Raw genomic sequence first — 23,941 nt, 5'->3', positions numbered from 1 at the left:
ACATTTTCCTCACCAGCAGCTTATTTTTCGCGTTGCATCCTATGCTACATTCCTGATGCTAGACGGGAGGGATCTTGCGCTATCTCTTCGAGGGCCATGCATTGGACACCGACCGGCGCGAGCTTCGTCGCGGACCGGATGTGTTGCCCGTGGCGCCCCAAGTATTTGACCTGCTCGCGTACCTGATAGGTCACCGGGAACGCGTCGTCAGCAAGGATGAGCTGATCAGTGTGATCTGGAACGGACGCGCGGTATCTGATGCCGCGCTCACGACCCGTTTGAATGCCGTACGATGCGCCATCGGCGACAGCGGTGAACAACAGCATCTCATCAAGACGCTGCCGCGCAAAGGTTTCCGCTTCGTTGGCGTCGTGCGGGGCGTGGATAACGTTATGGTTGAGCCTACAGGCTCGGCCATGCATGACAGCAACTCGACGCCAGTACCGTCACCGCCACATCTTTCCATTCTTGTGCTTCCTCTGGCCAGCCTCGGCGGTGAGCCGGATCAGGATTATTTCGCCGCCGGCATCACCGAAAGCTTGACCGCCGATCTGTCAAGGATCGACGGCACGTTCGTGATTGCCTGCAACACTGCGCTCACTTTCCGCGGCAAGGCTATAGACGTGCGACAGCTCGGCAGGGAGCTGAATGTAAAGTACGTCCTGCAGGGCTCGGTTCAGCGCGGATCCAATCGCCTCCGCGTGAATGTCCAGCTGATCGATGCCGAAACACGCGCCCATCTTTGGACCGATCGCTTCGACAAGCCGATGACCGACCTGCTCGAAATGCAGGATGAAATCGTTACCAGACTTGCCAATGCCCTGGACGCTCAGCTGATCGAAGCCGAGGCGCGACGCGCGGAGCGCGCGCCGCATCCCGATGCGATAGATTTGTGTTTCCAAGGCCGCCATTTGTGGAACACAGGACTGACGCCCGAACGCCTGGCACAGGCGCGCGGCTTTTTTGAACGGGCCCTGGTGCTTGATCCAGAGAATGTCGAAGCATTGGTCGGCATAGCTCACGTCGATCTGTCAACCGCCACCACGTTCATGGTGAATGACCGTGACGCGTATTTCAAAGCGGCGGAGGTTAACCTGACCAAGGTCCTATCGATGAATCCGCGCCACGCCCGCGCACGTCTTGCATTTGGCGTCTTGCACCTGTTCACGGGACGCGGGTCGGAGGCAATCGTCGAGTTCGAGCAGGCGCTGGCGCTTGACCGCAACATGGCCACGGCCCACGCGCTGATCGGATTTGCAAAGGTCTTTGTTGGCCAAGGCGCCGAAAGCGAGGCTCACATCCAGCAAGCGCTTCGGATTTCTCCCCGCGACAGTTTCACCTATCGATGGATGCACTGGCTCGGCGTCGCCAAGCTGATCCTGGGCGCCTATGAAGAGGCGATCGATTGGTTGCGCCGGAGTCTTGAAGCGAACCGGAACAATTCGATCGTGCATCTCCAGCTCGCTGCGGCCTTGGCGCTGGTGGGATCGATCGAAGACGCAAAGGCTGCCGCCCGCGAGGGACTTGCGCTCGATCCCGCCTTCACAACACGCCGCACGCGAGGGCTCATACTGAGCACTGATCCAACGTTTCGTGCCGGAAGCAGGCGTATTCGCGATGGCATGCTGTTGGCGGGCATACCCGAAGGCTGACATTGCTTCCACGGCCTTTGGCAGCCCACAGCCACCACCGAGCGCCGCGGCCGAGGTCATCGAGCAGGTCGAACACTTGTGGGGCGATCGAGAGGGGGGCCATCCCGCGATGCAGCTCGCGGTTCGCGCGCGGCACACCCGTTAACGCGCAGCGCCGAGACCGCTCTCGCCAAGCCGCGCCGCAAACCAGAGCGACAGCGGCTGGTCGACGAGGCCGCTGACATAGACTTCCGATGTCGTCACCCCGTGCTTGTCCAGCACCAGCAGCACGCCGATCCAATAGGCGAACCAGACATGCGGATCGGTCATCGCTTTCAGCTTGTGCTGGTCGTGATCGAGCGGGGTATGATTGCTGGCCTTGCGGATCTCCACAGCGAGCAGGTTGTTCGGGATCTCGCGCTGATGCACCACGACGTCGGGATAGATCGACTTGCCGAGATGATCGTCGGTCGAGATGATGGTGCCGTGCGGCAGATGCAGCGTGCGCTCGCCGAGCCGGTCGTAATTGCAGTCGACCGCCCAGCCCGAGAACTGCCGCTCCAGATAGACGGCGAAGCGATGCGTGATCGCACGCTCGCCGATGTCCTTCTCGAACAAAAATGCTTCGTGCGCGTAGAAGTCCCGGAGCGCCGCGATCACCTTGTTCAGCTCGGTCTGCATCGTGCCTCCCGGCCCCTCACACCTATCGATCAGGTTCCGCGCGGCGACCTCTCCCGGCAGAGGGGCGGGAGACGTCAAGATACATCCTACATCTGCACTTCGATCAGCCGCGGCCCGGGCTCGGCGACGGCTTCCGCCAGCGCCTTGTTGAACTCGTCGGCATTGGTGACGGCGCGGCCGGGCACGCCCATGCCTTTGGCCAGCGCGACGAAATCCAGCGTCGGACGGTCGAGGCGGAGCATGTCGTTGGCGCGCTGGCCGGGCTCGCCGGCGCCGACATTGTCGAACTCGCCGCGCAGGATCTGATAGATGCGGTTGGCGAACACGATGGTGACGATATCGAGGTTCTCGCGCGCCTGCGTCCACAGCGACTGGATCGTGTACATCGCGCTGCCGTCGCCGACCATGGTGATCACCTTGCGGTCCGGGCAGGCGATTGCGGCGCCGATCGACAGCGGCGTCGAGAAGCCGATCGAGCCGCCCATGTTCTGCAGCCAGTCGTGCGGCGCGGCCGCCGCGGTCGGCGGGAAGAAGCCGCGGCCGGTGGTGAGCGATTCGTCGACCATGATCGCGTTCTCGGGGATGGCGCAGGCGATCGCCTGCGCGATCGAGGCGAAGGTCAGCGCGCCGGTCGGCTTCACCAGTTCCTGCAACGCCTGCGGCTTGACGTCCTTCGCGCTCGCCTTCACGGCGCCGGCCAGCGCTTCGAGCGCTGCGACCGAGTTCTCGCCCCAGGAGGTCATGCGATGCACCTCGCAGCCCTGGGGCTTGAGCATGCTCGGCTTGTTCGGATAGGCGAAGAACGCCACGGGATCGTCGGACTCGACCAGCACGATGTGGCGGAACTTCGCCAGCATCGGCAGCGCGTTCTCGATCACGTAATGGATGCGGTCGATCGAGAAGCGGCCGCGGCCGCGCGCCATCTTCGGGCGGAAGGTCGGGCCCATCACGGTGCAGCCGGTCTTGCCGGCGATGCGCTCGGCCAGCGCCAGGCCCTGCTCGCTCAGCGCGCTGCCGGTCATCAGCAGCAGCGTACCCTCGCCGTCGCCGTGCAAGATCTTGGCAGCCCGCTCGACCGCCTGCGGCGAATAGCTCGCGCGCTGCTGCTCGGCCGGCACCTCGGCGATGCCGTCGGCCTCGTTCCAGGCGGTGTCGGCGGGCAGGATCAGGGTCGCGATCTGCGGGGGCGCGCTCTTCGCAGCCGCAATCGCCGCGGCGCCGTCGGCGGCGACCGATTTGGCATCCGGGGAGGTGCGGACCCAGGACGACATCGGCCGGGCCAGGCCCTCGATGTCGGAGGTCAACGGCGCGTTGTAGCCGATGTGGTAGACCGCGTGCTGGCCGACGATGTTGACAATACCGGAATTGGCCTTCTTGGCGTTGTGCAGATTGGCAAGACCGTTGGCGAGGCCCGGGCCGAGATGCAGCAGGGTCGAGGCAGGCGTGCCCTTCATGCGGAAATAGCCATCGGCAGCACCCGTCACCACGCCCTCGAACAGGCCGAGCACGCAGCGCATGCCGGGAACGCGGTCGAGCGCCGCGACAAAATGCATCTCCGAGGTGCCCGGGTTGGTGAAGCAGACGTCCACCCCGCCCTTGACCATCGTTCGCACCAGGCTTTCCGCACCGTTCATTCTGTCTGCTCCCGCAACCGGCGATTTCCAGTGACCCGTTCGATCAATCATTGTTCGCGCGTGCCGTCAAAGCAAGAGCGGCCATTGCGGCCCTGCCCCGTGTGACGACGCGCCGGTTTGGCTAACACTTTCTGCAGATTGGCGGGATTGCCGATTTGGTAACGCCAATGGCCAAGCATGGCGCCCCTCACGGGGCCGTGGCTTGCGAAAAGCCCGCAAATATGGCCTCTGGCCTTCGTTGAATCGATTTTTTGCTGGGGGTACCAATGATCCGGTTTTTCGCCGCGCCGATTACCGCCATCGCACTGCTGACCGCCACCGTGGCCGGTGCCTTCGCCGAAGAGTTCGACTCGCGCGACATCATGGGCGGCGGCCCGAACTTCTTCCGCGGCGGCTCGAGCCCAATCCCCCGCACCACCGTCATGTACAACGGCAACTATGCCCCCGGCACGATCGTGGTGAACACCGCCGAGCGCCGGCTCTATCTGGTGCTCCAGAACGGCCAGGCGCTGCGCTACGGCATCGGCGTCGGCCGCGACGGCTTCCGCTGGGGCGGGGTGCACAGGATCACCGCCAAGAAGGAATGGCCGGATTGGACGCCGCCCTCGCAGATGCTGGCCCGCCGCCCCGACCTGCCGCGCCACATGAAGGGCGGCATCGAGAACCCGCTCGGCGCGCGCGCGATGTATCTCGGCTCGACGCTGTACCGCATCCACGGCTCCAACGAGCCGGAGACGATCGGCCAGGCGGTGTCCTCAGGCTGCTTCCGCATGACCAACGAGGACGTCACCGACCTCTACAGCCGCGTCTCGGTCGGGACCACCGTGGTCGTGCTGAACAACTAAGGCCTGCGCGAACTTCCGTACGGTGGGCAAAGCCGAAGGAACGCGCCAACGCGCGGTCCTTTGGCGTGGCCACCATTTTGAGTTGGTGGGCACGGCGCTTTGCGCCTTTGCCCACCCTTCGGCATCGTGCTTGAGCGCCTGGAACCCGCCACACGCGTGAATTTGTGGTCTTGTGCGCGCGCGGCGAATACGGCAGCGTCGCGCGACGATGAGCGCATTCAACCAGCCCGCGGCTGCCGTCCGCCTCGCCCTGCTGGCGTTCGCCGCGCTCACATCCGTGCCTGACACCGCTACCATGGCCGCAGGCGAATTGCCCGCGATCGCCTCGCGCCAGCGCAGCGAGAAAAAGAGTTTTGCCGACGGCGAGATCGTCGAAGGTTTCCTGAAGACGGCGTTCGGCGCCGAATACCACCTCGCCGGCCGTGTCGATCGCATCCGCAAGTTCGACGGGCCGGTGCGGGTCTACGCCGAGAGCGACCGCGCCGACCGCAAGGCGCAGCTGGCAAAAGTCGTCGCCGACATCGGCAAGCGCGTGCAGCATCTCGACATCGCCATGACCGCCACCAGCGAGGCGGCGAACGTGCGGGTCAAGCTCGTGCGCGACCGCGATCTCTTCCGCACCATCGCGACCTTCTACGGCGTGGACAAGGCGCGCGAGATCCGCACCTCGCTCGATCCGCAATGCCTGTCCGGCTTCCGCAAGAACGACAATTTCGAGATCGAGCATTCCGACGTCATCCTCACCGTCGACAATGGCGACTTCACCTTCCTCGACTGCGCCTATGAGGAGCTCTTGCAATCGCTCGGACCGATCAACGACACCACGAGCGTGCCCTGGACCATGTTCAACGACAAAGTCTCGATGGGCTATTTCGACGTCTATGACCAGTACATCCTCAACCTGCTCTACGACCCCCGTATCAAGGCCGGCATGACCGTGCCGGAGGTCAGGGCCGTGCTGCCGCAAGTGCTCGCGGACGTGCGCGCCTGGGTGAAGCAGGTGAATGATCTGAAGGAGTGAGCTGCTCTTACCCTCCCCCTCCAGGGGAAGGTAAATCCAGCGCCGCTTCCGCTACTGCACGAGATCGGCGACCGTGGTCGCGGCCTTGAGGCCCGTGCCGGTGAGGACGGCGACCGTGGTCTCGTTCGTCCTGATCGATCCGGCAGCAGAGAGCTTGTCCAGCGCCGCCGCTGCGCTGGCGCTGGTCGGCTCGGCGAACAGGCCCTGACGCGCGAGGCGGCGCAAGGCGGTGACGATCTCGCCCTCGGTGAGCGCGATGGTGCCGCCGCCGCTCTCGCGCAAGGCGGCGATGATCTCGCGCAGGCGTAGCGGGTTCTTGATCGCGGTGCCCTCCGCAATGGTCTTGCTCACCTCGCGCGCGACGGGCGTATCGACGCCGGCCTTGAAGCTCGCATCGATCGGCGAGCAATTGAGCGGCTGCGCCGCGAACAGGCGCGGCAGCCTTGTAATCTGGCCGGCATTCAAGAGCTCGCGAAAGCCGAAGGCGCAGCCGAGCAGGCTGCTGCCGGCGCCGACGGGGACGATGACGTTGTCGGGCGCGCGGAAGCCGAGGTCCTCCCAGATCTCATAGGCGAGCGATTTGGTGCCTTCGAGGAAGAACGGCTGCCAATTGTGGCTGGCATAAAAAGTCTGGCTCGACTGGCGGATGGCCTCGGCCTCCGACTCTTCACGAGGCCCCTCGACGAGCTGTACCGTCGCACCGTAAGCGCGCACCTGCGCGATCTTGGCCGGCGACGTCGAGGCTGGCGCCAGAATCTTCACGCGCATGCCGCCGGCGGCACCCAGCCCCGCCATCGACGAGCCGCCATTGCCGGAGGAGTCTTCCAGGATGGCGTCGACGCCGATCTGCCGCAGGAAGGACAGCATCACCGAGGAGCCGCGGTCCTTGAAGCTGCCGGTCGGGTTGAACCATTCGAGCTTGAAGAACGGGCGCAGATCGCCCCAACCCTGCTGAACCAGCGGCGTGCAGCCTTCGCCGAGCGTGATCGGATTGTTGACGTCGACCGGCAGCGCCGCGCGGTAGCGCCAGAGCGAGCGCGTGCGGCTGTCGATATCGTCGCGCGCGATCCCCGCCCCCGGCGTCACCAGCAGCGGCGTGCGCTCGTCCGAGCACCAGCGCGGCTGGTCGAGCGGGTAGAGCTTTCCGTTGCGGGGATCGATGTAGGCGGCGGTGGACATGGCATTCTCCGGGGCAGAGCCGATCCGGACCATATGTCCGAATGCAGGCGGCTTATCCAGTCGGTCGTGGCCACGCCACCGCGCACGGAGCATGGCACGCCAGCGCCCGCCGCGGCTCCGCCGAATCCTTATAAATATAGTAATTTCAATATGTTACGCATTTCGCCGCGCGAGCCGCCGGACCCCGGCGGTCCGCCGGACCATGGCGCCTGGCAGCCGCGCGCCATATCTCATGGGACGAAGCAGCCCGCCCCGACGGCACGATTAACTTGTCTGTCGTGGCTCGCCGCTACAATATGTTGGATTGAGCTTGCGTCGCCGGTGCTCTGCATGGGCGATGCAGGTGAGCCAGGCCCGTCCGAGCGGCGGGCCGTTGGCTTTTTGGGAGCCTGGACATGAGCCGCGCGAACCGTACCGAGCATATCCGCCTGACCTCCCATCCGGAGCCGGGCAAGAAAGCCGCCTATCCGATCCATTGGGGCGCCGCAGACGCGCACGCCCGCGGGCCGATCATCGGCACGGTGTCGCGCGCCGGGGATCGCAACGTGATCGGCAGCCATGGCGGCTCCTATGCGATGTACCGCGCGCTCGCAGTGTCCGCCGGCGCGCTCGATCCGATCCGCCGGCCAGATCTCACCAACACCTTTCCGGCCGCGACCATCGGTCCGTTCGAGCAATGGCGCGATCCCGCAAAGATCGTCGCGCTCGATCCGTGGGGGCATCTCGTCGCCGAGAATTTCGGCAAGGACATCGCCGAGGGCGTCGATATCCGCCCGAGCATCGCGGTGACGCGCGCGCGGCTCGATCTGCCGGAGATCCGCGAGGCGCTGGCCGCGAAGCGGCTGCGCGCCGACGGCGAGGTCGTGCACGCCAATGGCAGCGTCTCGGTGGTGAAGATCGCGATCGATCCGGTCTGGTACCTGCCCGGCCTTGCGACGCGGTTCGGCACCAACGAGACCGAGCTGCGGCGCACGCTGTTCGAGCAGACCGCCGGCATGTTCCCCGAGCTCGTGACCCGGCCGGACCTGAAGGTGTTTCTGCCGCCGATCGGCGGCACCACCGTCTATCTGTTCGGCGATGTGACAAAACTGCCGGACCATCGCACAAAAATCACCTGCCGCGTGCATGACGAGTGCAACGGCTCCGACGTGTTCGGCTCGGACATCTGCACCTGCCGGCCCTACCTCATCCACGGCATCGAGGAATCCGCGCGCGGCGCGCAGGAGGGCGGGCTCGGGCTCGTCGTCTACAACCGCAAGGAAGGCCGCGCGCTCGGCGAGGTCACGAAATTCCTGGTCTACAATGCGCGCAAGCGCCAGGAGGATGGCGATGCGGCCGCCGCCTATTTCGAGCGCACCGAATGCGTCGCCGGCGTCCAGGACGCACGCTTCCAGCAGCTGATGCCGGATACGATCCACTGGCTCGGCCTGAAGCGCATCGACCGCTTCCTGTCGATGAGCGACATGAAATACGACGCGCTGACCTCGCAGGGCATCGACATCGTCGAGCGTGTGCCGATCCCGCCCGAGCTGATCCCGGCCGACGCCCATGTCGAGATCGCCGCCAAGAAGGCCGCGGGCTACTACTCGACCGACATTGCGCCGGAGAAGGACGTGGACGGCGTGGTCGGGCGTTCGCTGGAAAAATACTGATCGCGCGATGGCGAACGCTTTGGAACGACAGGCGCGCTCGCTGCTCACCGCGACGGCGGTGCGCGCGCGGGCCGGGCAGATGCTCGAGACCGGCCTCGCCGGCGGCGGCTTGAGTCACTTCACGATCGATCTCGGCCGCATGGATGGCGTCGCGGAGGCCGTGTTAGCGGTGACGCGCAAAGCCTATCCGGCGCTGGACATTCCCTTCCATGCGCGCTGGCGGCATTTCGTGCTTGGCGGCATCGATCGCTGGGCGCGGCTCGCCGACGCCGCATCCTGGCCCGACCGCGCGGCACGGGCGCGCACCGAGTTCGATCTCGCTATCGTCAGCGTGCTGCTCGACGCCGGCGCAGGTGCCGCGTGGCGCTATCGTGACGCGGTGACAGGGGAAAGCATCGGGCGGTCCGAGGGGCTGGCGATCGCGAGCCTCGACATGTTCGCAACCGGACTCTTCTCCGGCGATGCCCGCGCGCCATTCAGGGCCGACGCGGGCGTGCTCGCAGAGCTGCCGCTCGCGGCGCTCACATCAGCCTTTCAGGTAAGCGATGCCAATCCGCTGCTCGGGCTGGAGGGACGCACCGATCTGCTGCGGCGCCTGGGCCGGCTGATTGCCGGGCGTGCGGACATTTTCGGCCTGCAGGACACGCCGCGGCCCGGCGGGCTGTTCGACCACATCGCGGCCCGAGCCGTAAGCGGTGCTATCGCCGCGCCGGCGATCTTGTCCGCGGTGCTGAACCAGCTCGGGCCGATCTGGCCATCGCGGCTCGAGCTCGCGGGCGTCCCGCTCGGCGATTGCTGGCATCACCCTGCGCTCAAGACGGATGACGTAACCGCGGGCCTCGTGCCGCTGCACAAGCTGTCGCAATGGCTGAGCTATTCGCTGATCGAGCCGCTCCAGCGCGCAGGCTTTGTTGTCACCGACATCGACGGCCTCACCGGGCTTGCCGAATACCGCAATGGCGGCCTGTTCGTCGATCACGAGGTGCTGCGCCTGCGCGACGCCGCGGATGCCGAGCGCGCGCATCCGGTGGATTCCCTGCTCGTCGTCGAATGGCGCGCGCTGACGGTCGCGTTGCTCGACCGGCTCGCCGAACTCATTCGCGCGAAACTTGGCCGCACGCCCGAGACATTGCCGCTCGCCAGCATCCTCGAAGGCGGCACCTGGGCCGCGGGCCGCGCGATTGCCTTTGCGCGCCGCCCAGATGGTTCGCCGCCGCTCAAGGTGATCAGCGACGGCACGGTTTTCTGACCCTATTGTCGCTCACGCACCCACTTGATGAATTTCAGGAGCAACCGATCATGGAAGGCGTCACGATCGTCGATCATCCGCTGGTGCAGCACAAGCTGACGCTGGTGCGGGACAAATCCATCTCGACCAAATCGTTTCGCGAGCTGATCAAGGAGATCGGCATGCTCTTGTGTTACGAGGTGACGCGCGATCTGCCGCTCGCCGACACCGTGATCGATACGCCGCTGGCGACGATGCACTCGGCCAAGATCGCCGGCAAGAAGCTGGTGTTCGTGCCGATGCTGCGCGCCGGCACCACCTTCGTCGACGGCATGATGGACCTGGTCCCGACCGCGCGCGTCGCCCATATCGGTCTTTATCGCGAGCCGCACAGCTTTGCCGCGGTCGAATATTTCTTCAAATCACCGTCCGATCTCGGTGAGCGTCTCGCCATCGTGGTGACGCCTGTCGTCGCCACCGCCAACACCGCCGTCGCCGCGATCGACCGGCTGAAGGAACGCGGCGCCAGGGACATCCGCCTCGCCTGCCTGATCGCAGCACCGGAAGGACTGGAGCGGCTGCGCGGACTGCATCCGGACGTGCCGATCTGGACCGCCGCGGTCGACGAAGGTCTCGACGAGAACGGCTTCATCCTGCCGGGCCTCGGCGACGCCGGCGACCGCGCCTACGGGACGCGGTAGTTCAGAGACAATGATGTTAGGCCCGGTTGGCTGTCCGTTGCTTACCTCTCTCTTCGGGAGAGGTGCTTCGAGTTCTGGGCTCGCACCAATTCAAGCAAAGCTCATCCCGCGCTAAACCTTCCCGCTGCCGCAAATCCCCTTCAGCGCCTGCCATTCCTTGTCGCTCAAGAGCGGCGGGCCACTGGCGGGGCGATCCTCTTTCGTCATCCGCGCGAGACGGTCCTCGGTCAGCGGATGGCTCGCCAGGATCGTGAAGCCGCTGCCGCCTTCCTTGCCGGTGATGCGGAACATCAGCTCGGCCGCGGGTTTTGGCGAGCGACCGAGCTTGTGCATGATCTCGATCGCGAAGGTGTCGGCGCCGGTCTCGGCCTCGCGCGAATAGGAGGCTTCGACCACGCTGCGCGAGGCGAAGATCACGGCGCTCGAGCCGGTGATGTCGCCGAACAACAGGCCGATCAGGAACGAGGTGCCGCCGTTGTAGATCAGGCCGCGCATGTTGTCGTAGTGCTTGAGATGGCCGAGCTCGTGGGCGAGGATGCCGGCGAGCTCGTCGGGGTTTTGTGCCTTGTCGAGCAGCCCCCTCAGCACGTAGACCTTGCCGCCCGGCAGCGCGAACGCATTCGGCACCGAGCTCGGCAGCACTCCGGCGGTCATGGCATCGTCGTCGAGGCCGGCGGCATCGCGCAGGCGGTTGACGAGCTTGGTGAACGCGGCCTTGCCCGCGGGCTCTTCGCACACGCTGCCACCGAAGATGGTCTTCACCTGGACTTCGGAGGCATCCCCGATGCGGCGCTCGATCGGCTTCGGCACCAGTGGCGCCAGCCGGTCGGCCGCGAGCGGCACGCCGAACAGCACGACGCAGACGATGGACACGGCGGCGGCCACCGACCAGCCGACGATTTTCGCCAGCCCGCGGCGCGAGGTCTGGTGCTCGTCGAGCCGCGCACAGCGGACGATCACCTGCGTCGCCAGGGTGACGTCGCGGACCTCGAGCCGCGCCAGAGGCGGCGCGGTCGTGCAGGAAAGCCGCAAGATGCCGGCCGGACTGTCGGCGCGGCGGATGTCGGCATAGGCCCAGCGCACCGGTGCTGCGCCCTCCTCGACGATCTCGAGGGCATCGCCGAGCACCAGCGTCACCTGCCGCCTGCGGCTCGACACGCCGTCGAAGAAGATGGTCGGCTTGGCCGACTGCGCCGGGGCCCCGGTGAACAGCTCGCTCACAGATCAGAATCCCGCGACATCCAGCCCGTCGGCAAAGCCTTCGCCGAGCGCGCTGGCAAGCTCGCCGCTGCCGCGTACATCCGCGGCCGCGCCGATATTGTGCACCTCGACCGTTTCCAGCACCTTGGCCCAGAGATCGCGCTGAAGATAAACGCGCATGATGATGTTGACCGCGAGGGCAACGGCGAAATAGCCAACGACCATCATCACCAGCATAGCGATGTTGGCTCTATGAGCATTGGGCCCGAACACCTCATCGGCCGGGAGGCCGGTCAGCTTGCTGGCAAGCGCTATGGCGCCGCCGATATAGAAGCCGAAGATGGTGCTCAGCAGCAGCCACCAGCCGATCACCTTCCAGTACAGGCCGTAGAAGACATTGTGCGGCAACTCCGAAGACACGCTGACGCCGCCGATACGGATGCCGTCGAGCCACCAGCGCCATTCGCGCGCCTTGAACTCGGCATAGAAGAACGGGGCCAACGGGAAGATGATGAGCGCGATCGGGCTGAGCAGCCACAGCCACCAGCCGCGCTTGAAGAAGGTCCAGCCGTCGCCTTCGAAATCGCCGCGCAAATCGCCGTAATGGGTGTGCCGCATCTTGTAGCGTTCCAGCGAAGCCTCGCGCCAGGGCAGCGCCAGGCCGAGGGTGAGAAATAGCAGCAGGCCCCACGCCATGGCCCGGAACGAATAGGCCCAGCCCGAGCCGTCCATCCAGAACCGCACGCCGCGCCAGACCGTGCGCGTCAACCGATAGCGCCGCGCGCGAAAGATCGCGAACTGGCCGAAGGCGTAGAAGCTGATGAACAGCGGCGTCGAGGCGAAGCCCTGCCAGCGCTCGAACTCGATGCCGATGAGGAAATAGGCGAGATAGATCGGCACCAGGATCGCGAGCGCGAACAGGAAGCCGATCAAAAGCTCCTTGCCCCGCCCGGTGTATTCGGCGGCGTCGCCGTCGATCGAAGTGTTCGACCAGAGATGACGGCGGATGTCGGTGACCAGCCAGAACCGGTAGAAGCCGAAGGTGACCAGCTCCAGCACGGCACCCGTGGTGACCATTTTCCGGAACTTGGTGCGGTTGCCGGCGAAATCGACGCGCGTCGGCGGCAGCGGCGGCGGTAAGGGTTCGGACCCGATCGGGGTCCATTGCATGTCGTTCACGGCGGCAACCTCGGGGTGCTTACGGCCAAACTATAGATCACAAGATTAGTCGGTCCCCAAGATGAGGGGGTTCGATTGACCTCGTTTCCAGTCGATTTCTCGCTGGATTGCTGGGCAGCAGCGTGCGGGAGATCACGTTGACACATCCACGTGACATTCGCCCGAATCCCTCTCGCAAAGGTTGGATGCGGCAAAACTCTCCCTTGCTCCGGCGCAGACAACCGGCTGTAATTGCAAATCAAATACCGCGGCGCAGAATTCATAAAAAGGCGCGTGGGAAGCCAGGGAGAACGGTCATGCATGGGACCATGGAGAGCGCGTCCAAGCTCGACGCATTGCGCGAGCGGGCGTCGTCACTGCCGCTGGAGCAGTTCGATCCAGGCGATCCTGAATTGTTCAGGACCGATACGTTCTGGCCCTATTTCGATCGCCTGCGCCGCGAGGATCCCGTGCACTATTGCAAGCACTCGATGTTCGGGCCGTATTGGTCGGTGACGCGCTACAACGACATCATGGAGATCGAGACCAACCATGCGGTGTTCTCCTCGGCCTCCGCGCTCGGTGGCATCACCATCCGCGACATCGATCCGGATCTGCGCCGCGAAAGCTTCATCTCGATGGACCCGCCGCGCCACGCGGCGCAGCGCAAGACCGTGGCGCCGATGTTCACGCCGACGCACCTGGACAATCTCGCCATCAACATCCGCAAGCGCTCGGCCGAGTGCCTGGACAATCTGCCGCGCGGCGAGGTGTTCGACTGGGTCGACCAGGTCTCGATCGAGCTCACCACGCAGATGCTCGCGGTGCTGTTCGACTTTCCCTGGGAGGACCGCCGCAAGCTGACGCGCTGGTCCGACATCGCCACCACCATCCCCGGTCCCGACGGCTTAGTGGCGACCGAGGACGAGCGGCAGGCCGAGCTGACGGAATGCGCGGCGTATTTCTCCCGCCTCTGGAAGGAGCGCATCGCGCAGCCGCCGAAGAGCGACCTCCTGTCGATGATGGCGCATGGCGCCGCGACGCGCGACATGGATGCCAAGAATTTCCTCGGCAATCTCATCTTGTTGATCGTCGGCGGCAACGACACCACGCGCAACACGATGTCGGGTTCGCTTCTCGCGCTGAGCCAGCACCCGGAGCAATATCGCAAGCTGCGCGAAAACCCCGCGCTGCTCGACAGCTTCGTGCCGGAGGTGATCCGCTGGCAGACGCCGCTCGCTCATATGCGGCGCACCGCGCTCTCCGATTTCGAGTTCCGCGGCAAGCAGATCAAGAAGGGTGACAAGGTCGTGATGTGGTACGTCTCGGGCAATCGCGACGAGGAGGCGATCGAAAAGCCCTACGACTTCATCATCGACCGCGCCCGTCCCCGCACGCATCTCTCCTTCGGCTTCGGCATCCATCGCTGCGTGGGCCTGCGGCTTGCTGAACTCCAGCTCAAGATTATTTGGGAAGAGATTCTCAAGCGCTTCGACCATATTGACGTGGTCGGCGAACCGAAGCGGGTCTATTCGAGTTTCGTGAAGGGGCTGGAGACGTTGCCGGTGAAGATTGCGGCGTAGATTCGCAAAATGATGAGTTCGAGCAACATCCGCAAAGAAGCTGCGCCCCTCCCCCGCCTGCGGGGGAAGGCTGGGGAGAGGGTATCTCCACAATGGGACAATGCCCAAGAGGAGAAAGCCCTCACCCGGCGCTGCGCGCTCACCTCTCCCGCAAGCGGGAGAGGTGAGAAACCAACCTGGAGCCACCACCATGAACTTCCAAGCGCCGGTTAAAGCGGACAAGGCCGAACGCATGCGCAGGGCGCGCGAGGAGGCCTATGCGACGCCGCTGGCGCAGTTCCACCCCGGCGCTCCCAGGCTGTTCCAGGACGACACGCTGTGGCCGTGGTTCGAGCGGCTGCGCAAGGAAGAGCCGGTGCATTACTGCACCAACGCGCCGATCGAGCCGTACTGGTCGGTGGTGAAATACAACGACATCATGCATGTCGACACCAATCACGGCATCTTCTCCTCGGACTCGACGCTTGGCGGCATCTCGATCCGCGACGTGCCGGAAGGCTATGACTGGCCGAGCTTCATCGCCATGGACCAGCCCCGCCATTCGGCGCAGCGCAAGACGGTCTCGCCGATGTTCACGCCGACCCATCTCGACGAATTGGCCAAGCTGATCCGGCAGCGCTCGCAGACCGTGCTTGACAACCTGCCGCGCAACGAGACCTTCAATTTCGTCGAGCGCGTCTCGATCGAGCTCACCACGCAGATGCTGGCGACGCTGTTCGACTTCCCCTGGGAGGAGCGGCGCAAGCTGACGCGCTGGTCCGACGTCTCGACCGCGCTGCCCAAGAGCGGCATCGTCGCGTCCGCCGAGGAACGCCGCCGCGAGATGGACGAGTGCTATGCCTATATGTCGAAGCTCTGGAACGAGCGCGTCAACTCCGCGCCGCGCAACGACCTGTTGTCGCTGATGGCGCATAACGACGCCACGCGCTTCATGGACCCCGACAACCTCATGGGCAACATCATCCTGCTCATCGTCGGCGGCAACGACACTACGCGCAACACCATGACCGGCTCCGTGCTGGCGCTGAACGAGAATCCGGACCAGTACGACAAGCTGCGCGAAAATCCCGCGCTGATCGATTCCATGGTCCCCGAGGTGATCCGCTGGCAGACGCCGCTGGCGCATATGCGGCGCACCGCGCTCCAGGATACCGAGATCGGCGGCAAGCATATCAAGAAGGGCGACCGCGTCGTGATGTGGTACGTCTCGGGCAACCGCGACGAGGACATGTTCGAGAGGCCGAACGACTTCATCATCGACCGCCCGCGCCCGCGCACGCATCTGTCGTTCGGCTTCGGCATCCACCGCTGCGTCGGCATGCGCCTTGCCGAATTGCAGCTCAAGATCGTCTGGGAGGAGATGCTGAAGCGCTTCGACCGCATCGAGGTGGTCGGCGAACCCAAGCGGATCTATTCGAGCTTCATCAAGGGATATGAGTCGCTGCCGGTGCGGATTCCGGGGTAGCGGCGCCATCCTTCGTCGTTGCGAGGAGCTCTTGCGACGAAGCAATCCAGACTGCCACCGCGGAGGGATTCCTGGATTGCTTCGCTGCGCTCGCAATGACGAGGTTTTGGGTGCACCTGTGCATCAAACGCGCGGCATCCCAGCCCAGCTATAAAATTCCGGCATGACAGCTCGCAAAGGATGCGAAGTGCCGACCGCGCCTGGCTGGTCTACGACACGAGCGCATCTAACTCAATTTGATGTCCCACACGCCGTCCTTGCGGCAGGCGGCGACCTCCTCGCGCAGGAGTGCGGTGATGGCGATGGACGCTGTCGAAGGCGGGCGATCGATCGGAGAGGCAAAAATGAGCTCGCGTGTCATCGGCTTGGAAACCATTGCCGTTTCCAGCCGCCCGTCCGCGACCTCGCCATGGACCGACGAGGGCGGCAAGAGCGCGAACCCAAGCCCTTCCTCAACCAGACTCGTCAGCACGCGGAACGAATCTGCCTCCAGCTGGACGTTGAGCTTGATCTTGCGCTGGGCGGCGGCGTGCTCGATCAGCGCGCGGAGACCGTGGGAATGACTGGGCAGCACCAGCCGCTGCCGCAGCAGCCAACCAATGTCGACGTTCTTCTTGCGCGCGAGGCCGCAGCCGCGCGGGCCGACCGCGACGATGTTGTCGCGCCCCAGGCTCTGCACGTTGAGATGAAGATCGGCCGAGCGGCCATAGAGGATGGCGAGATCCATCTCGCCGCGATGCAGCCATTCGACGAGATGCCCGCTATAGCTCTCGACGATGCGCAGCGAGATGCCTGGAAATTTTTCGACGCAACGCCGTGCAAAACGCGCCGACAGCACACAGCTCACGGTCGGAACCAGGCCGAGCACGACCTGGCCCGACGGCGGCCCCTTGGCCGACTGGATGTCGTCGCGGATCTGGTCGATCTGCCGCACGATACCGGAGGTGCGCGCCAGCAGCAGACGGCCGGCTTCGGTCAGCACCATGCCGCGGCCGTTGCGGGTGAACAGATCGGTGCGCAGCTCGTGTTCCAGGAGCTTGATCTGCCGGGAGAGCGCCGGCTGCGCCACGCGCAGCGTGTCGGAGGCCTTGGACAGGCTGCCAAGCTCCGCCACGCAACTGAAGGTCCTGAGCTGCCGGAAATCCATGCTTGCCAATCCTGGAAGGCTACTCCATACGCTATAGCAAATGAGCATAGGGGGCTGACGTTGTTTTCACAACGCCAGAGCATCGGCCGGCGTTATCTTAACTGCCGCTAGATACGGGAAACGCCATGAGTGACGAACACCACACCGACGATCACGCCGACATCCGCGAAGCCGTCGCAAAGCTCTGCGCGCAGTTTCCCGGCGAGTATTGGCGCAAGCTCGATCGCGAGATGGCCTATCCCAAGGCCTTCGTCGATGCGCTGACCGAGGCCGGCTATCTCTCGGTGCTGATCCCGGAAGAATATGGCGGCGCGGGACTGAAGCTTTCGGCGGCGGCGGCGATCCTCGAAGAGATTCAGCGCGCGGGCTGCAACGGCGGCGGCTGCCATGCCCAGATGTACACGATGGGCACCGTGCTGCGGCACGGCAATGCCGAGCAGAAGGCAAAATACCTGCCGAAGATCGCGAGCGGCGAGTTGCGGCTGCAGGCCTTCGGCGTCACCGAGCCGACCAGCGGCACCGACACCTCCTCGCTGAAGACCTTTGCGCGCAAGGAAGGCAACGACAGCTACATCGTCAACGGCCAGAAGATCTGGACCAGCCGCGCCGAGCATTCCGATTTGATGATCCTGCTGGCGCGCACCACGCCGAAGGAGCAGGTCAAGAAGCGCACCGATGGTCTGTCGGTCTTCATCGTCGACATGCGCGAGGCCAAGAACAATGGGCTCGAGATCCGCCCGATCCGCACCCTGATGAACCATGCCACGACAGAGGTGTTCTTCACCGACATGAAGGTGCCGGCGGAGAATCTGATCGGCGAGGAAGGCAAGGGCTTCCGCTACATCCTCTCCGGCATGAATGCCGAGCGCATTTTGATCGCGGCCGAATGCGTCGGCGATGCCAAATGGTTCATCGCGAAGGCGACGAACTACGCCAAGGAACGCAGCGTTTTCGGCCGGCCGATCGGCCAAAATCAAGGCATCCAGTTCCCGATCGCGAAGGCCTACGCGTCGATGCGCGCCGCTGAATTGATGGTGAAGGAAGCCACGCGCAAATACGAGTCCGGGCTTGACTGCGGCGCGGAGGCCAACATGGCAAAAATGCTGGCGGCGGATGCGTCGTGGGAAGCGGCGAATGCCTGCATCCAGACCCATGGCGGCTTCGGCTTTGCCGAGGAATACGACGTCGAGCGCAAGTTCCGCGAGACCCGGCTTTATCAAGTCGCGCCGATCTCGACCAACCTCGTGCTGTCCTTTGTCGCCGAGCATGTGCTCGGCATGCCGCGCTCGTACTGAGGTCGCATCATGGGAGCACTTGACGGGATCAGGGTGATTGCGGTCGAGCAGGCGGTGGCGGCGCCGTTTTGCTCCTCGCGCCTGGCCGATGCCGGCGCGGAGGTGATCAAGATCGAGCGGCCCGAGGGCGATTTCGCCCGCGGCTATGACGCGGCGGCGAAGGGCCAGAGCAGCTACTTCGTGTGGCTCAACCGCGGGAAGCAATCCGTCGTGGTCGATCTTGCCACGAAGGAAGGCTGCGCCGAGTTGGAGAGGCTGATCGCGAGCGCCGACGTGCTGATCCAGAATCTGAAGCCGGGCTCGATGGACAAGCTCGGCTTTTCGCGCGAGCGCTTGCTGAAGGACTATCCAAAACTGATCTCGTGCACGATCACCGGCTATGGCGACGAAGGTCCCTACGCCCATCGCAAGGCCTATGATCTCTTGATCCAGGCCGAGAGCGGACTCGCCTCGATCACCGGCAATCCCGATGGCGCCTCGCGCGTCGGCATGTCGATCGTGGACGTTGCGACCGGCGCCACCGCGCATGCGGCGATTTTGGAGGCGCTGATCGGGCGCGGGCGCACTGGCAAGGGTGCCGATATCCGCATCTCCATGTTCGACGTCATGGCCGACTGGTGCACTGTGCCGCTGCTCAACTCCGAAGCCGGCAATCCGCCCAAGCGCATGGGCCTGCGCCATCCCTCGATCGCTCCCTACGGCGTGTTCACCTCGAAGGACGGCAAGGACATCCTGATCTCGATCCAGAGCGAGCGCGAGTGGAAGACGCTATGCGTGAAGGTGCTGGACCAGCCGGATCTTCCGGCCGATCCGCGCGTCGCCAACATGGTCGAGCGCGTTCGCAACCGCGATTTCACGGACACGATTGTCGCCGATATCTTCGGCAAGATGACGCGCGACGAGCTGCTGAAGCGGCTGTCGGACGCCGACATCGCCTTTGCCGAGGTCAACACCATGGCCGACCTCACCAATCATCCGCATCTGCGCCGCATCGAGGTCGATACGCCGAACGGCCGCGTCAGCTATCCCGCGCCGGCCCCGATCATCGTCGGCGAGACGCGCACTTATGGCGCTGTGCCCGCGATCGGCGAAAAGCCCCAGAACAAGCAACAGAGCGAGGCGTCATGACCGAGAAGCTCGACATCGATCACTTGCGGCAATGGATCGGCCGCAGCACGGAGGCGACCGACATCGTCACCGCGCAGCTCGTGAAAGGCCTGCGCGCGACGCTGTTCCAGGAGGTCGGCGAGCCCAAAAACGGCGATGCCGCACCGTTCACGGTGCATTGGTGCCTGGCGCAGCCGGTGTTTCCGATGTCGATGCTCGGGCCGGACGGCCACCCCACCCGCGGCGGCTTCCTGCCGCCGGTGCCGCTGCCGCGCCGGATGTGGGCCGGCGGCGAGATCGAGTTCTTGCTGCCGCTGCAGGTCGGCGATGAATCGACGCGAACCTCGCGCATTGCCGATGTGCAGGTGAAGACGGGCTCGACCGGCACGCTGTGCTTCGTCTCGGTCGAGCACAGCATCTCCTCCCCGCGCGGCACCGCGATCCGCGAGCGGCAGGACATCGTCTATCGCGAGATGACCAGCAACGTGCCCACCACTGCGAAGGCGCCGCCTGCGCCGCCGAAGGCGCAGCATCGCGAGACGCATGTCTCCGATCCCGTGCTGCTGTTCCGCTATTCCGCGCTGACCTTCAACGGCCACCGCATCCATTACGACCGCGACTACGTCACCAAGGTCGAGGGTTATCCGGGCCTGATCTTCCATGGGCCCTTGCAGGCGGCGCTCATCATCGAGATGGCCGCAAAGCTGCGCGGCGGCAAGGCGCCGAAGAAGTTTACCTATCGCGGCGTGCAGCCGCTGTTCGAGGGCACGGAGTTTTCGGTCAATGCCAATGAGACCGAGGCGGGCATGGAGCTGTGGACCGCGAATGCGGAGGGGCAGCCGACGATGAAGGGCACGGCGGTGTGGTAGCTCCGTCACCGTCATTCCGGGGCGATGCAAAGCATCGAACCCGGAATCTCGAGATTCCGGGTTCGCTCCGCGCCCCGGAATGACGAACCTGACAATAAGCACACGGGACGGAAACCATGTCCAAGAACGGCAAGACCGGCAGCAAGTCCGTCACCGTGAAGCAGGCGACGCTCGACCTGCTGCGCGCCTTCGGCATCAACAAAGTGTTCGGCAATCCCGGCTCGACCGAGCTGCCGTTCCTGAGCGATTGGCCCGACGACATTGACTATGTGCTGGCACTGCAAGAGGCCTCCGCCGTCGGCATGGCCGATGGCTATGCGCAGGCGACGCGCAATGCCGGCTTCGTCAACCTGCATTCGGCGGCCGGCGTCGGCAACGCGCTCGGCAATATCTACACAGCGCATCGCAACCAGACGCCGCTGGTGATCACCGCGGGCCAGCAGGCGCGCTCGATCCTCCCCTTGCAGGCGTTCCTCTATGCCGAGCGCGCCTCCGAATTTCCGCGGCCTTACGTCAAATACAGCGTCGAGCCGGCGCGACCCGAGGACGTGCCGGCCGCGATCGCACGGGCCTATTACACTGCGATGCAGCCGCCCTGCGGGCCGACCTTCGTGTCGATCCCGATCGACGACTGGACGCATGCCTGCGCGCCGGTCGAGGCGCGCAAGGTCAGCCGCGAGATCGGTCCCGACCCGGAAGCGATGGAGGCGCTGGTCACAGCACTCGGCTCGGCAAAGCGCCCTGCCCTCGTGGTCGGCCCCGGCGTCGATCGTGCCGGGGCAGTCGATTTGATGGTGCGCGTCGCCGAGAAGGCCAAGGCGAGCGTCTGGGTGAGCCCGTTCTCGGCGCGCTGCTCGTTCCCCGAGCGCCACCCGCAATTCGCAGGCTTCCTGCATGCCTCGCCCGCACAACTCTCCGATGCGCTGCGCGAGCACGACCTCGTCGTCGTCATCGGCGCACCGGTGTTCACCTTCCATGTCGAGGGCCACGCCGCGATCTTTGACGGCGGCGCGACGATCTTCCAGATCACGGACGATCCGGATGCGGCTGCGGTGACGCCGGTCGGGACCAGCATCATCGCGACGATGAAGCCGGCGCTGAGCCTGCTGCTCGATATGCTGCCGGAAAGCAAGCGCGCTACGCCGAAGGGACGCACGCTGCCGCCGGCGCCGCAGGCCGCCGATCCGTTGCCGGTCGAATTCCTGCTGCATTCGCTATCGCAGGCGATGCCGGATGGCGCCTCGCTGGTCGAGGAAGTGCCCTCGCACCGGCCGGCGATGCAAAAATTCCTGCCGATGCGCGGCCAGGATTCCTTCTACACCATGGCGAGCGGCGGCCTCGGCTACTCCCTGCCGGCTGCCGTCGGCATGGCGCTCGGCAAGCCGAAGCAGCGCACCGTCTGCCTGATCGGCGACGGCTCGGCGATGTATTCGATCCAGGCGCTGTGGACCGCCGCGCAGCGCAAGCTGCCGCTGAGCATCGTCGTCATCAACAATTCCGGCTATGGCGCGATGCGCTCGTTCAGCCAGGTGATGCAGGTGCGCAACGTGCCCGGGCTGGAGCTGCCGGGGATCGATTTCGTGAAGATCGCCGAGGGCATGGGCTGCCATGCGGCGCGGGTGAGCAAGGCCGCAGAGCTCGGCGAGGCGCTCAAGCGCGGGATGGCGTTTGAGGGCACCAGCCTCGTCGAAGTCGTCGTGGATTCGGCGGTGCCGGTGCTGTATGGGCAGAAGCATTGATCGCGTCGTCCCCGCCTCGAGCGCAATTGCGCACCAGGCAGGGACGATAGGGAGTATTTGGCGCGAGCGGTGGCTAGCAACGTAGCCCGCTCTCGAGATCTCGGGTTCGGTCCTGCGAACCGCCCAGGGATGAGCTAACGGTCACTTCCCGAACTCCTCCCGCATCCTGGCCTGGATCTTCGCCATGCCGCCGATCCAGCGGTCGTAGTTCTCGGTCTTCTTGCGCATGTAGCCGAGCACCTGGGGGTGCGGCAGGATCAGGAACGTCTCTTGTTCGAGGCCGGCGAGCACGTCCTTGGCCACCTGCTCCGGCGTGAGATCGCCGTCGCCGGATTGCGGGCCTTTCGGGATCGAGCGCAGCATGCTGGTGTCGACGCCCTGCGGGCACAGGATCGAGACCTTGATGTTGTGCGCCTTGTGCGAGATCGCGAGGTTCTCGGCAAAGCCGACCGCGGCATGCTTGGTCGTCGAATAGGCCGGGCTGCCGACCTGCGACAAAAGGCCCGCCGCCGAGATGGTGTTGAGGAAATAGCCGCCGCCGCGCGCCTTCATGCGGGGGATCAGATGCCGCGCGGCATAGACATGGGCCATGACGTGGATCGCCCAGCTGCGCTGCCAGGGCTCGTCGGAGTTACCGCCGGCATTCTCCGACATCGGATCGAAACCGCCGCCGATGCCGGCATTGGAGCAGAAGAGATCAATGGGGCCGAACTGCCGCTCGGTCTCCTCGATGACGTGCGCGATGTCCTTTTCCTGCGCGACGTCGCATTTGAACGCCGCGCCGTTCACCGTGGCGGCGACCGCCCGCGCATTGGCGGCGTCCATGTCGGCGACGACGACCTTGGCCGCGCCCGCATGATGAAAGGCCTCGCACAGCGCCTTGCCGATGCCGTTGGCGCCGCCCGTGACGACCACGACCTTGCCGGTCACCTGCATGCGACGTCTCCTCTTGCCTTGTACCGCTTTATACCGCGCCGCTTATTCCGCGTCGCGGTCCTGCTCAGCTCAACACGAGGTCGAGCACCGCGGTATAATGGCATGCCGCGCCGGCCAAGACAAAGCCGTGCCAGATCGCATTCTGGAAGCGCAGCCGTCGCCAGGCATGGAAGATCACGCCGAGGCTGTAGAAGATGCCGCCGGCAAACACGAAGCCCAGCGCGAGCGCAGGCAGTGCCTTGACCACGGCGTCGTAGAGCATGACGCCGCTCCAGCCCATCGCGAGGTAAATTCCGACCGAGACGCGATCGAACCGGCCGGGGTAAAACAGCTTCAGCACGATGCCGAGGATGGCGACGCACCAGACGCCGGCGAGCAGCACCAATGCGAACACGCTGTCCTTCACTTCCAGGATGAACGGCGTGTAGGTCGCGGCGATCAGCAGGTAGATCGCGGAATGGTCGAACCGGCGCAGCAGCCATTTGGCCGGCGAGACCGGCCAGAGATTATAGATCGCCGACAGCACCAGCATCGAAAGCAGGCCGGCGACATAGATCGAGACGCCGACGATGTCGATCGCGGTTGCATAGATCACCGTCAGCACCACCAGCACGGTCGCGGAGATGAGGCCGGCAAGGACGCCGATCGCATGGACGATTCCATCGGCGATCACCTCGGCGCGATCGTAGTCCCAGCCGATCACGTCGGCCGCGGCGTGGACTGAGGAGGATGCGAACTGTTTCAGTTGGAAGACGGTCATGGCAATCCGGGAAAGCTTGAGGCAATGCCCCTCTTTATCGGTCTTTCGGCGTCGGCGCGTCGTTCAAACGGCTGATTTGCCGACAAAGGCGGTAGAAGTATGAAAGCTTG

At 64.8% G+C, this 23,941-nt stretch carries 20 protein-coding genes; 12 read left to right on the top strand and 8 right to left on the bottom strand.

Annotated elements, in window-relative coordinates:
• Positions 1 to 74: 74 nt before the first annotated feature.
• Positions 75 to 1,652 (top strand): winged helix-turn-helix domain-containing tetratricopeptide repeat protein, encoded by a 1,578-nt coding sequence (locus ACVWY3_RS36375; protein WP_456842752.1) that lies wholly within the window; start codon positions 75 to 77, stop codon positions 1,650 to 1,652.
• 141 nt (positions 1,653 to 1,793) lie between these two features.
• Here ACVWY3_RS36375 and ACVWY3_RS36370 read toward each other — a convergent pair whose 3' ends face one another.
• Both ACVWY3_RS36370 and ACVWY3_RS36365 read right to left on the bottom strand, forming a co-directional pair.
• Positions 1,794 to 2,312 carry a hypothetical protein gene (locus ACVWY3_RS36370; protein ID WP_456842751.1) on the bottom strand — a complete coding sequence of 173 codons (519 nt, stop codon included), beginning with the start codon at positions 2,310 to 2,312 and terminating at the stop codon, positions 1,794 to 1,796.
• Positions 2,313 to 2,398: 86 nt separating this feature from the next.
• Positions 2,399 to 3,946, bottom strand: coding sequence for an acetolactate synthase large subunit (locus ACVWY3_RS36365; protein WP_456842750.1), 1,548 nt, complete (start codon positions 3,944 to 3,946; stop codon positions 2,399 to 2,401).
• A gap of 266 nt (positions 3,947 to 4,212) precedes the next feature.
• Here ACVWY3_RS36365 and ACVWY3_RS36360 point away from each other — a divergent pair, with 266 nt between their 5' ends.
• Together ACVWY3_RS36360 and ACVWY3_RS36355 are read left to right on the top strand one after the other, a co-directional pair.
• Positions 4,213 to 4,791 (top strand): L,D-transpeptidase, encoded by a 579-nt coding sequence (locus tag ACVWY3_RS36360; protein WP_456842749.1) that lies wholly within the window; start codon positions 4,213 to 4,215, stop codon positions 4,789 to 4,791.
• Between the two features lie 208 nt (positions 4,792 to 4,999).
• Positions 5,000 to 5,812, top strand: a complete 813-nt coding sequence (locus ACVWY3_RS36355; RefSeq protein ID WP_456842748.1) for a DUF2927 domain-containing protein — start codon at positions 5,000 to 5,002, stop codon at positions 5,810 to 5,812.
• Between the two features lie 51 nt (positions 5,813 to 5,863).
• Here the strand turns inward: ACVWY3_RS36355 and ACVWY3_RS36350 are convergent, their stop codons facing one another.
• The gene (locus ACVWY3_RS36350) at positions 5,864 to 6,991 is read right to left on the bottom strand and encodes a threonine synthase (RefSeq protein WP_456842747.1); all 1,128 of its coding nucleotides are present in this window, start codon (positions 6,989 to 6,991) and stop codon (positions 5,864 to 5,866) included.
• 395 nt (positions 6,992 to 7,386) lie between these two features.
• Here ACVWY3_RS36350 and ACVWY3_RS36345 point away from each other — a divergent pair, with 395 nt between their 5' ends.
• The 3 genes from ACVWY3_RS36345 to upp are packed head-to-tail and all read left to right on the top strand — an operon-like array spanning position 7,387 to position 10,572.
• Positions 7,387 to 8,643, top strand: coding sequence for a GTP cyclohydrolase II (locus tag ACVWY3_RS36345; RefSeq protein WP_456842746.1), 1,257 nt, complete (start codon positions 7,387 to 7,389; stop codon positions 8,641 to 8,643).
• A gap of 7 nt (positions 8,644 to 8,650) precedes the next feature.
• Positions 8,651 to 9,892, top strand: a complete 1,242-nt coding sequence (locus ACVWY3_RS36340) for a URC4/urg3 family protein (protein ID WP_456842745.1) — start codon at positions 8,651 to 8,653, stop codon at positions 9,890 to 9,892.
• 50 nt (positions 9,893 to 9,942) lie between these two features.
• Positions 9,943 to 10,572, top strand: coding sequence for a uracil phosphoribosyltransferase (gene upp / locus ACVWY3_RS36335; RefSeq protein WP_456842744.1), 630 nt, complete (start codon positions 9,943 to 9,945; stop codon positions 10,570 to 10,572).
• 111 nt (positions 10,573 to 10,683) lie between these two features.
• On the opposite strand, the gene ACVWY3_RS36330 is transcribed toward upp, so the two are convergent.
• A complete protein-coding gene (locus ACVWY3_RS36330; protein WP_456842743.1) occupies positions 10,684 to 11,793 on the bottom strand; it encodes a M48 family metallopeptidase in 1,110 nt (369 codons plus the stop codon).
• A 3-nt stretch (positions 11,794 to 11,796) separates the two neighbouring features.
• Positions 11,797 to 12,942, bottom strand: coding sequence for a DUF898 family protein (locus ACVWY3_RS36325; protein ID WP_456843541.1), 1,146 nt, complete (start codon positions 12,940 to 12,942; stop codon positions 11,797 to 11,799).
• 305 nt (positions 12,943 to 13,247) lie between these two features.
• On the opposite strand from ACVWY3_RS36325, the gene ACVWY3_RS36320 reads away from it, so the two are divergent.
• Together ACVWY3_RS36320 and ACVWY3_RS36315 are read left to right on the top strand one after the other, a co-directional pair.
• On the top strand, positions 13,248 to 14,513 hold the full coding sequence (locus tag ACVWY3_RS36320; RefSeq protein WP_456842742.1) for a cytochrome P450: 1,266 nt from the start codon (positions 13,248 to 13,250) through the stop codon (positions 14,511 to 14,513).
• Positions 14,514 to 14,703: 190 nt separating this feature from the next.
• The gene (locus ACVWY3_RS36315; protein ID WP_456842741.1) at positions 14,704 to 15,978 is read left to right on the top strand and encodes a cytochrome P450; all 1,275 of its coding nucleotides are present in this window, start codon (positions 14,704 to 14,706) and stop codon (positions 15,976 to 15,978) included.
• A 226-nt stretch (positions 15,979 to 16,204) separates the two neighbouring features.
• Here ACVWY3_RS36315 and ACVWY3_RS36310 read toward each other — a convergent pair whose 3' ends face one another.
• The gene (locus ACVWY3_RS36310) at positions 16,205 to 17,125 is read right to left on the bottom strand and encodes a LysR substrate-binding domain-containing protein (protein WP_456842740.1); all 921 of its coding nucleotides are present in this window, start codon (positions 17,123 to 17,125) and stop codon (positions 16,205 to 16,207) included.
• A 125-nt stretch (positions 17,126 to 17,250) separates the two neighbouring features.
• Between ACVWY3_RS36310 and ACVWY3_RS36305 the strand changes: the two genes are divergently transcribed.
• From ACVWY3_RS36305 to mdlC, 4 genes are all read left to right on the top strand, one after another.
• On the top strand, positions 17,251 to 18,420 hold the full coding sequence (locus ACVWY3_RS36305; protein ID WP_456842739.1) for an acyl-CoA dehydrogenase family protein: 1,170 nt from the start codon (positions 17,251 to 17,253) through the stop codon (positions 18,418 to 18,420).
• Between the two features lie 9 nt (positions 18,421 to 18,429).
• A complete protein-coding gene (locus tag ACVWY3_RS36300; protein WP_456842738.1) occupies positions 18,430 to 19,548 on the top strand; it encodes a CaiB/BaiF CoA transferase family protein in 1,119 nt (372 codons plus the stop codon).
• Complete coding sequence (locus tag ACVWY3_RS36295) at positions 19,545 to 20,396, top strand: FAS1-like dehydratase domain-containing protein (protein WP_456842737.1); 852 nt, start codon at positions 19,545 to 19,547, stop codon at positions 20,394 to 20,396. The genes ACVWY3_RS36300 and ACVWY3_RS36295 overlap by 4 nt, the downstream gene beginning before the upstream one ends.
• Positions 20,397 to 20,512: 116 nt before the next feature.
• Positions 20,513 to 22,135 carry a benzoylformate decarboxylase gene (gene mdlC, locus ACVWY3_RS36290; RefSeq protein WP_456842736.1) on the top strand — a complete coding sequence of 541 codons (1,623 nt, stop codon included), beginning with the start codon at positions 20,513 to 20,515 and terminating at the stop codon, positions 22,133 to 22,135.
• A 141-nt stretch (positions 22,136 to 22,276) separates the two neighbouring features.
• Here mdlC and ACVWY3_RS36285 read toward each other — a convergent pair whose 3' ends face one another.
• Both ACVWY3_RS36285 and trhA read right to left on the bottom strand, forming a co-directional pair.
• Positions 22,277 to 23,071 (bottom strand): SDR family oxidoreductase, encoded by a 795-nt coding sequence (locus ACVWY3_RS36285; protein ID WP_456842735.1) that lies wholly within the window; start codon positions 23,069 to 23,071, stop codon positions 22,277 to 22,279.
• 64 nt (positions 23,072 to 23,135) lie between these two features.
• Entirely contained in the window at positions 23,136 to 23,831 is a 696-nt protein-coding gene (gene trhA / locus ACVWY3_RS36280) for a PAQR family membrane homeostasis protein TrhA (protein ID WP_456842734.1), read from the bottom strand.
• Between the last annotated feature and the right edge of the window lie 110 nt (positions 23,832 to 23,941).

The organism is Bradyrhizobium sp. USDA 4486, assembly GCF_054057995.1.
This window is presented reverse-complemented; position numbering and strand designations above follow the sequence as displayed.

Bases quoted from the DNA above. Each gene is read 5' to 3' on its own strand.
- ACVWY3_RS36300 (WP_456842738.1), top strand. From the start codon at position 18,430: ATGGGAGCACTTGACGGGATCAGGGTGATTGCGGTCGAGCAGGCGGTG.
- ACVWY3_RS36320 (WP_456842742.1), top strand. From the start codon at position 13,248: ATGCATGGGACCATGGAGAGCGCGTCCAAGCTCGACGCATTGCGCGAG.
- trhA (WP_456842734.1), bottom strand. From the start codon at position 23,831: ATGACCGTCTTCCAACTGAAACAGTTCGCATCCTCCTCAGTCCACGCC.
- ACVWY3_RS36310 (WP_456842740.1), bottom strand. From the start codon at position 17,125: ATGGATTTCCGGCAGCTCAGGACCTTCAGTTGCGTGGCGGAGCTTGGC.
- ACVWY3_RS36350 (WP_456842747.1), bottom strand. From the start codon at position 6,991: ATGTCCACCGCCGCCTACATCGATCCCCGCAACGGAAAGCTCTACCCG.
- ACVWY3_RS36355 (WP_456842748.1), top strand. From the start codon at position 5,000: ATGAGCGCATTCAACCAGCCCGCGGCTGCCGTCCGCCTCGCCCTGCTG.
- ACVWY3_RS36370 (WP_456842751.1), bottom strand. From the start codon at position 2,312: ATGCAGACCGAGCTGAACAAGGTGATCGCGGCGCTCCGGGACTTCTAC.
- upp (WP_456842744.1), top strand. From the start codon at position 9,943: ATGGAAGGCGTCACGATCGTCGATCATCCGCTGGTGCAGCACAAGCTG.
- ACVWY3_RS36340 (WP_456842745.1), top strand. From the start codon at position 8,651: ATGGCGAACGCTTTGGAACGACAGGCGCGCTCGCTGCTCACCGCGACG.
- ACVWY3_RS36305 (WP_456842739.1), top strand. From the start codon at position 17,251: ATGAGTGACGAACACCACACCGACGATCACGCCGACATCCGCGAAGCC.
- ACVWY3_RS36315 (WP_456842741.1), top strand. From the start codon at position 14,704: ATGAACTTCCAAGCGCCGGTTAAAGCGGACAAGGCCGAACGCATGCGC.
- ACVWY3_RS36365 (WP_456842750.1), bottom strand. From the start codon at position 3,946: ATGAACGGTGCGGAAAGCCTGGTGCGAACGATGGTCAAGGGCGGGGTG.
- ACVWY3_RS36285 (WP_456842735.1), bottom strand. From the start codon at position 23,071: ATGCAGGTGACCGGCAAGGTCGTGGTCGTCACGGGCGGCGCCAACGGC.
- ACVWY3_RS36325 (WP_456843541.1), bottom strand. From the start codon at position 12,942: ATGCAATGGACCCCGATCGGGTCCGAACCCTTACCGCCGCCGCTGCCG.
- ACVWY3_RS36295 (WP_456842737.1), top strand. From the start codon at position 19,545: ATGACCGAGAAGCTCGACATCGATCACTTGCGGCAATGGATCGGCCGC.
- ACVWY3_RS36360 (WP_456842749.1), top strand. From the start codon at position 4,213: ATGATCCGGTTTTTCGCCGCGCCGATTACCGCCATCGCACTGCTGACC.
- mdlC (WP_456842736.1), top strand. From the start codon at position 20,513: ATGTCCAAGAACGGCAAGACCGGCAGCAAGTCCGTCACCGTGAAGCAG.
- ACVWY3_RS36345 (WP_456842746.1), top strand. From the start codon at position 7,387: ATGAGCCGCGCGAACCGTACCGAGCATATCCGCCTGACCTCCCATCCG.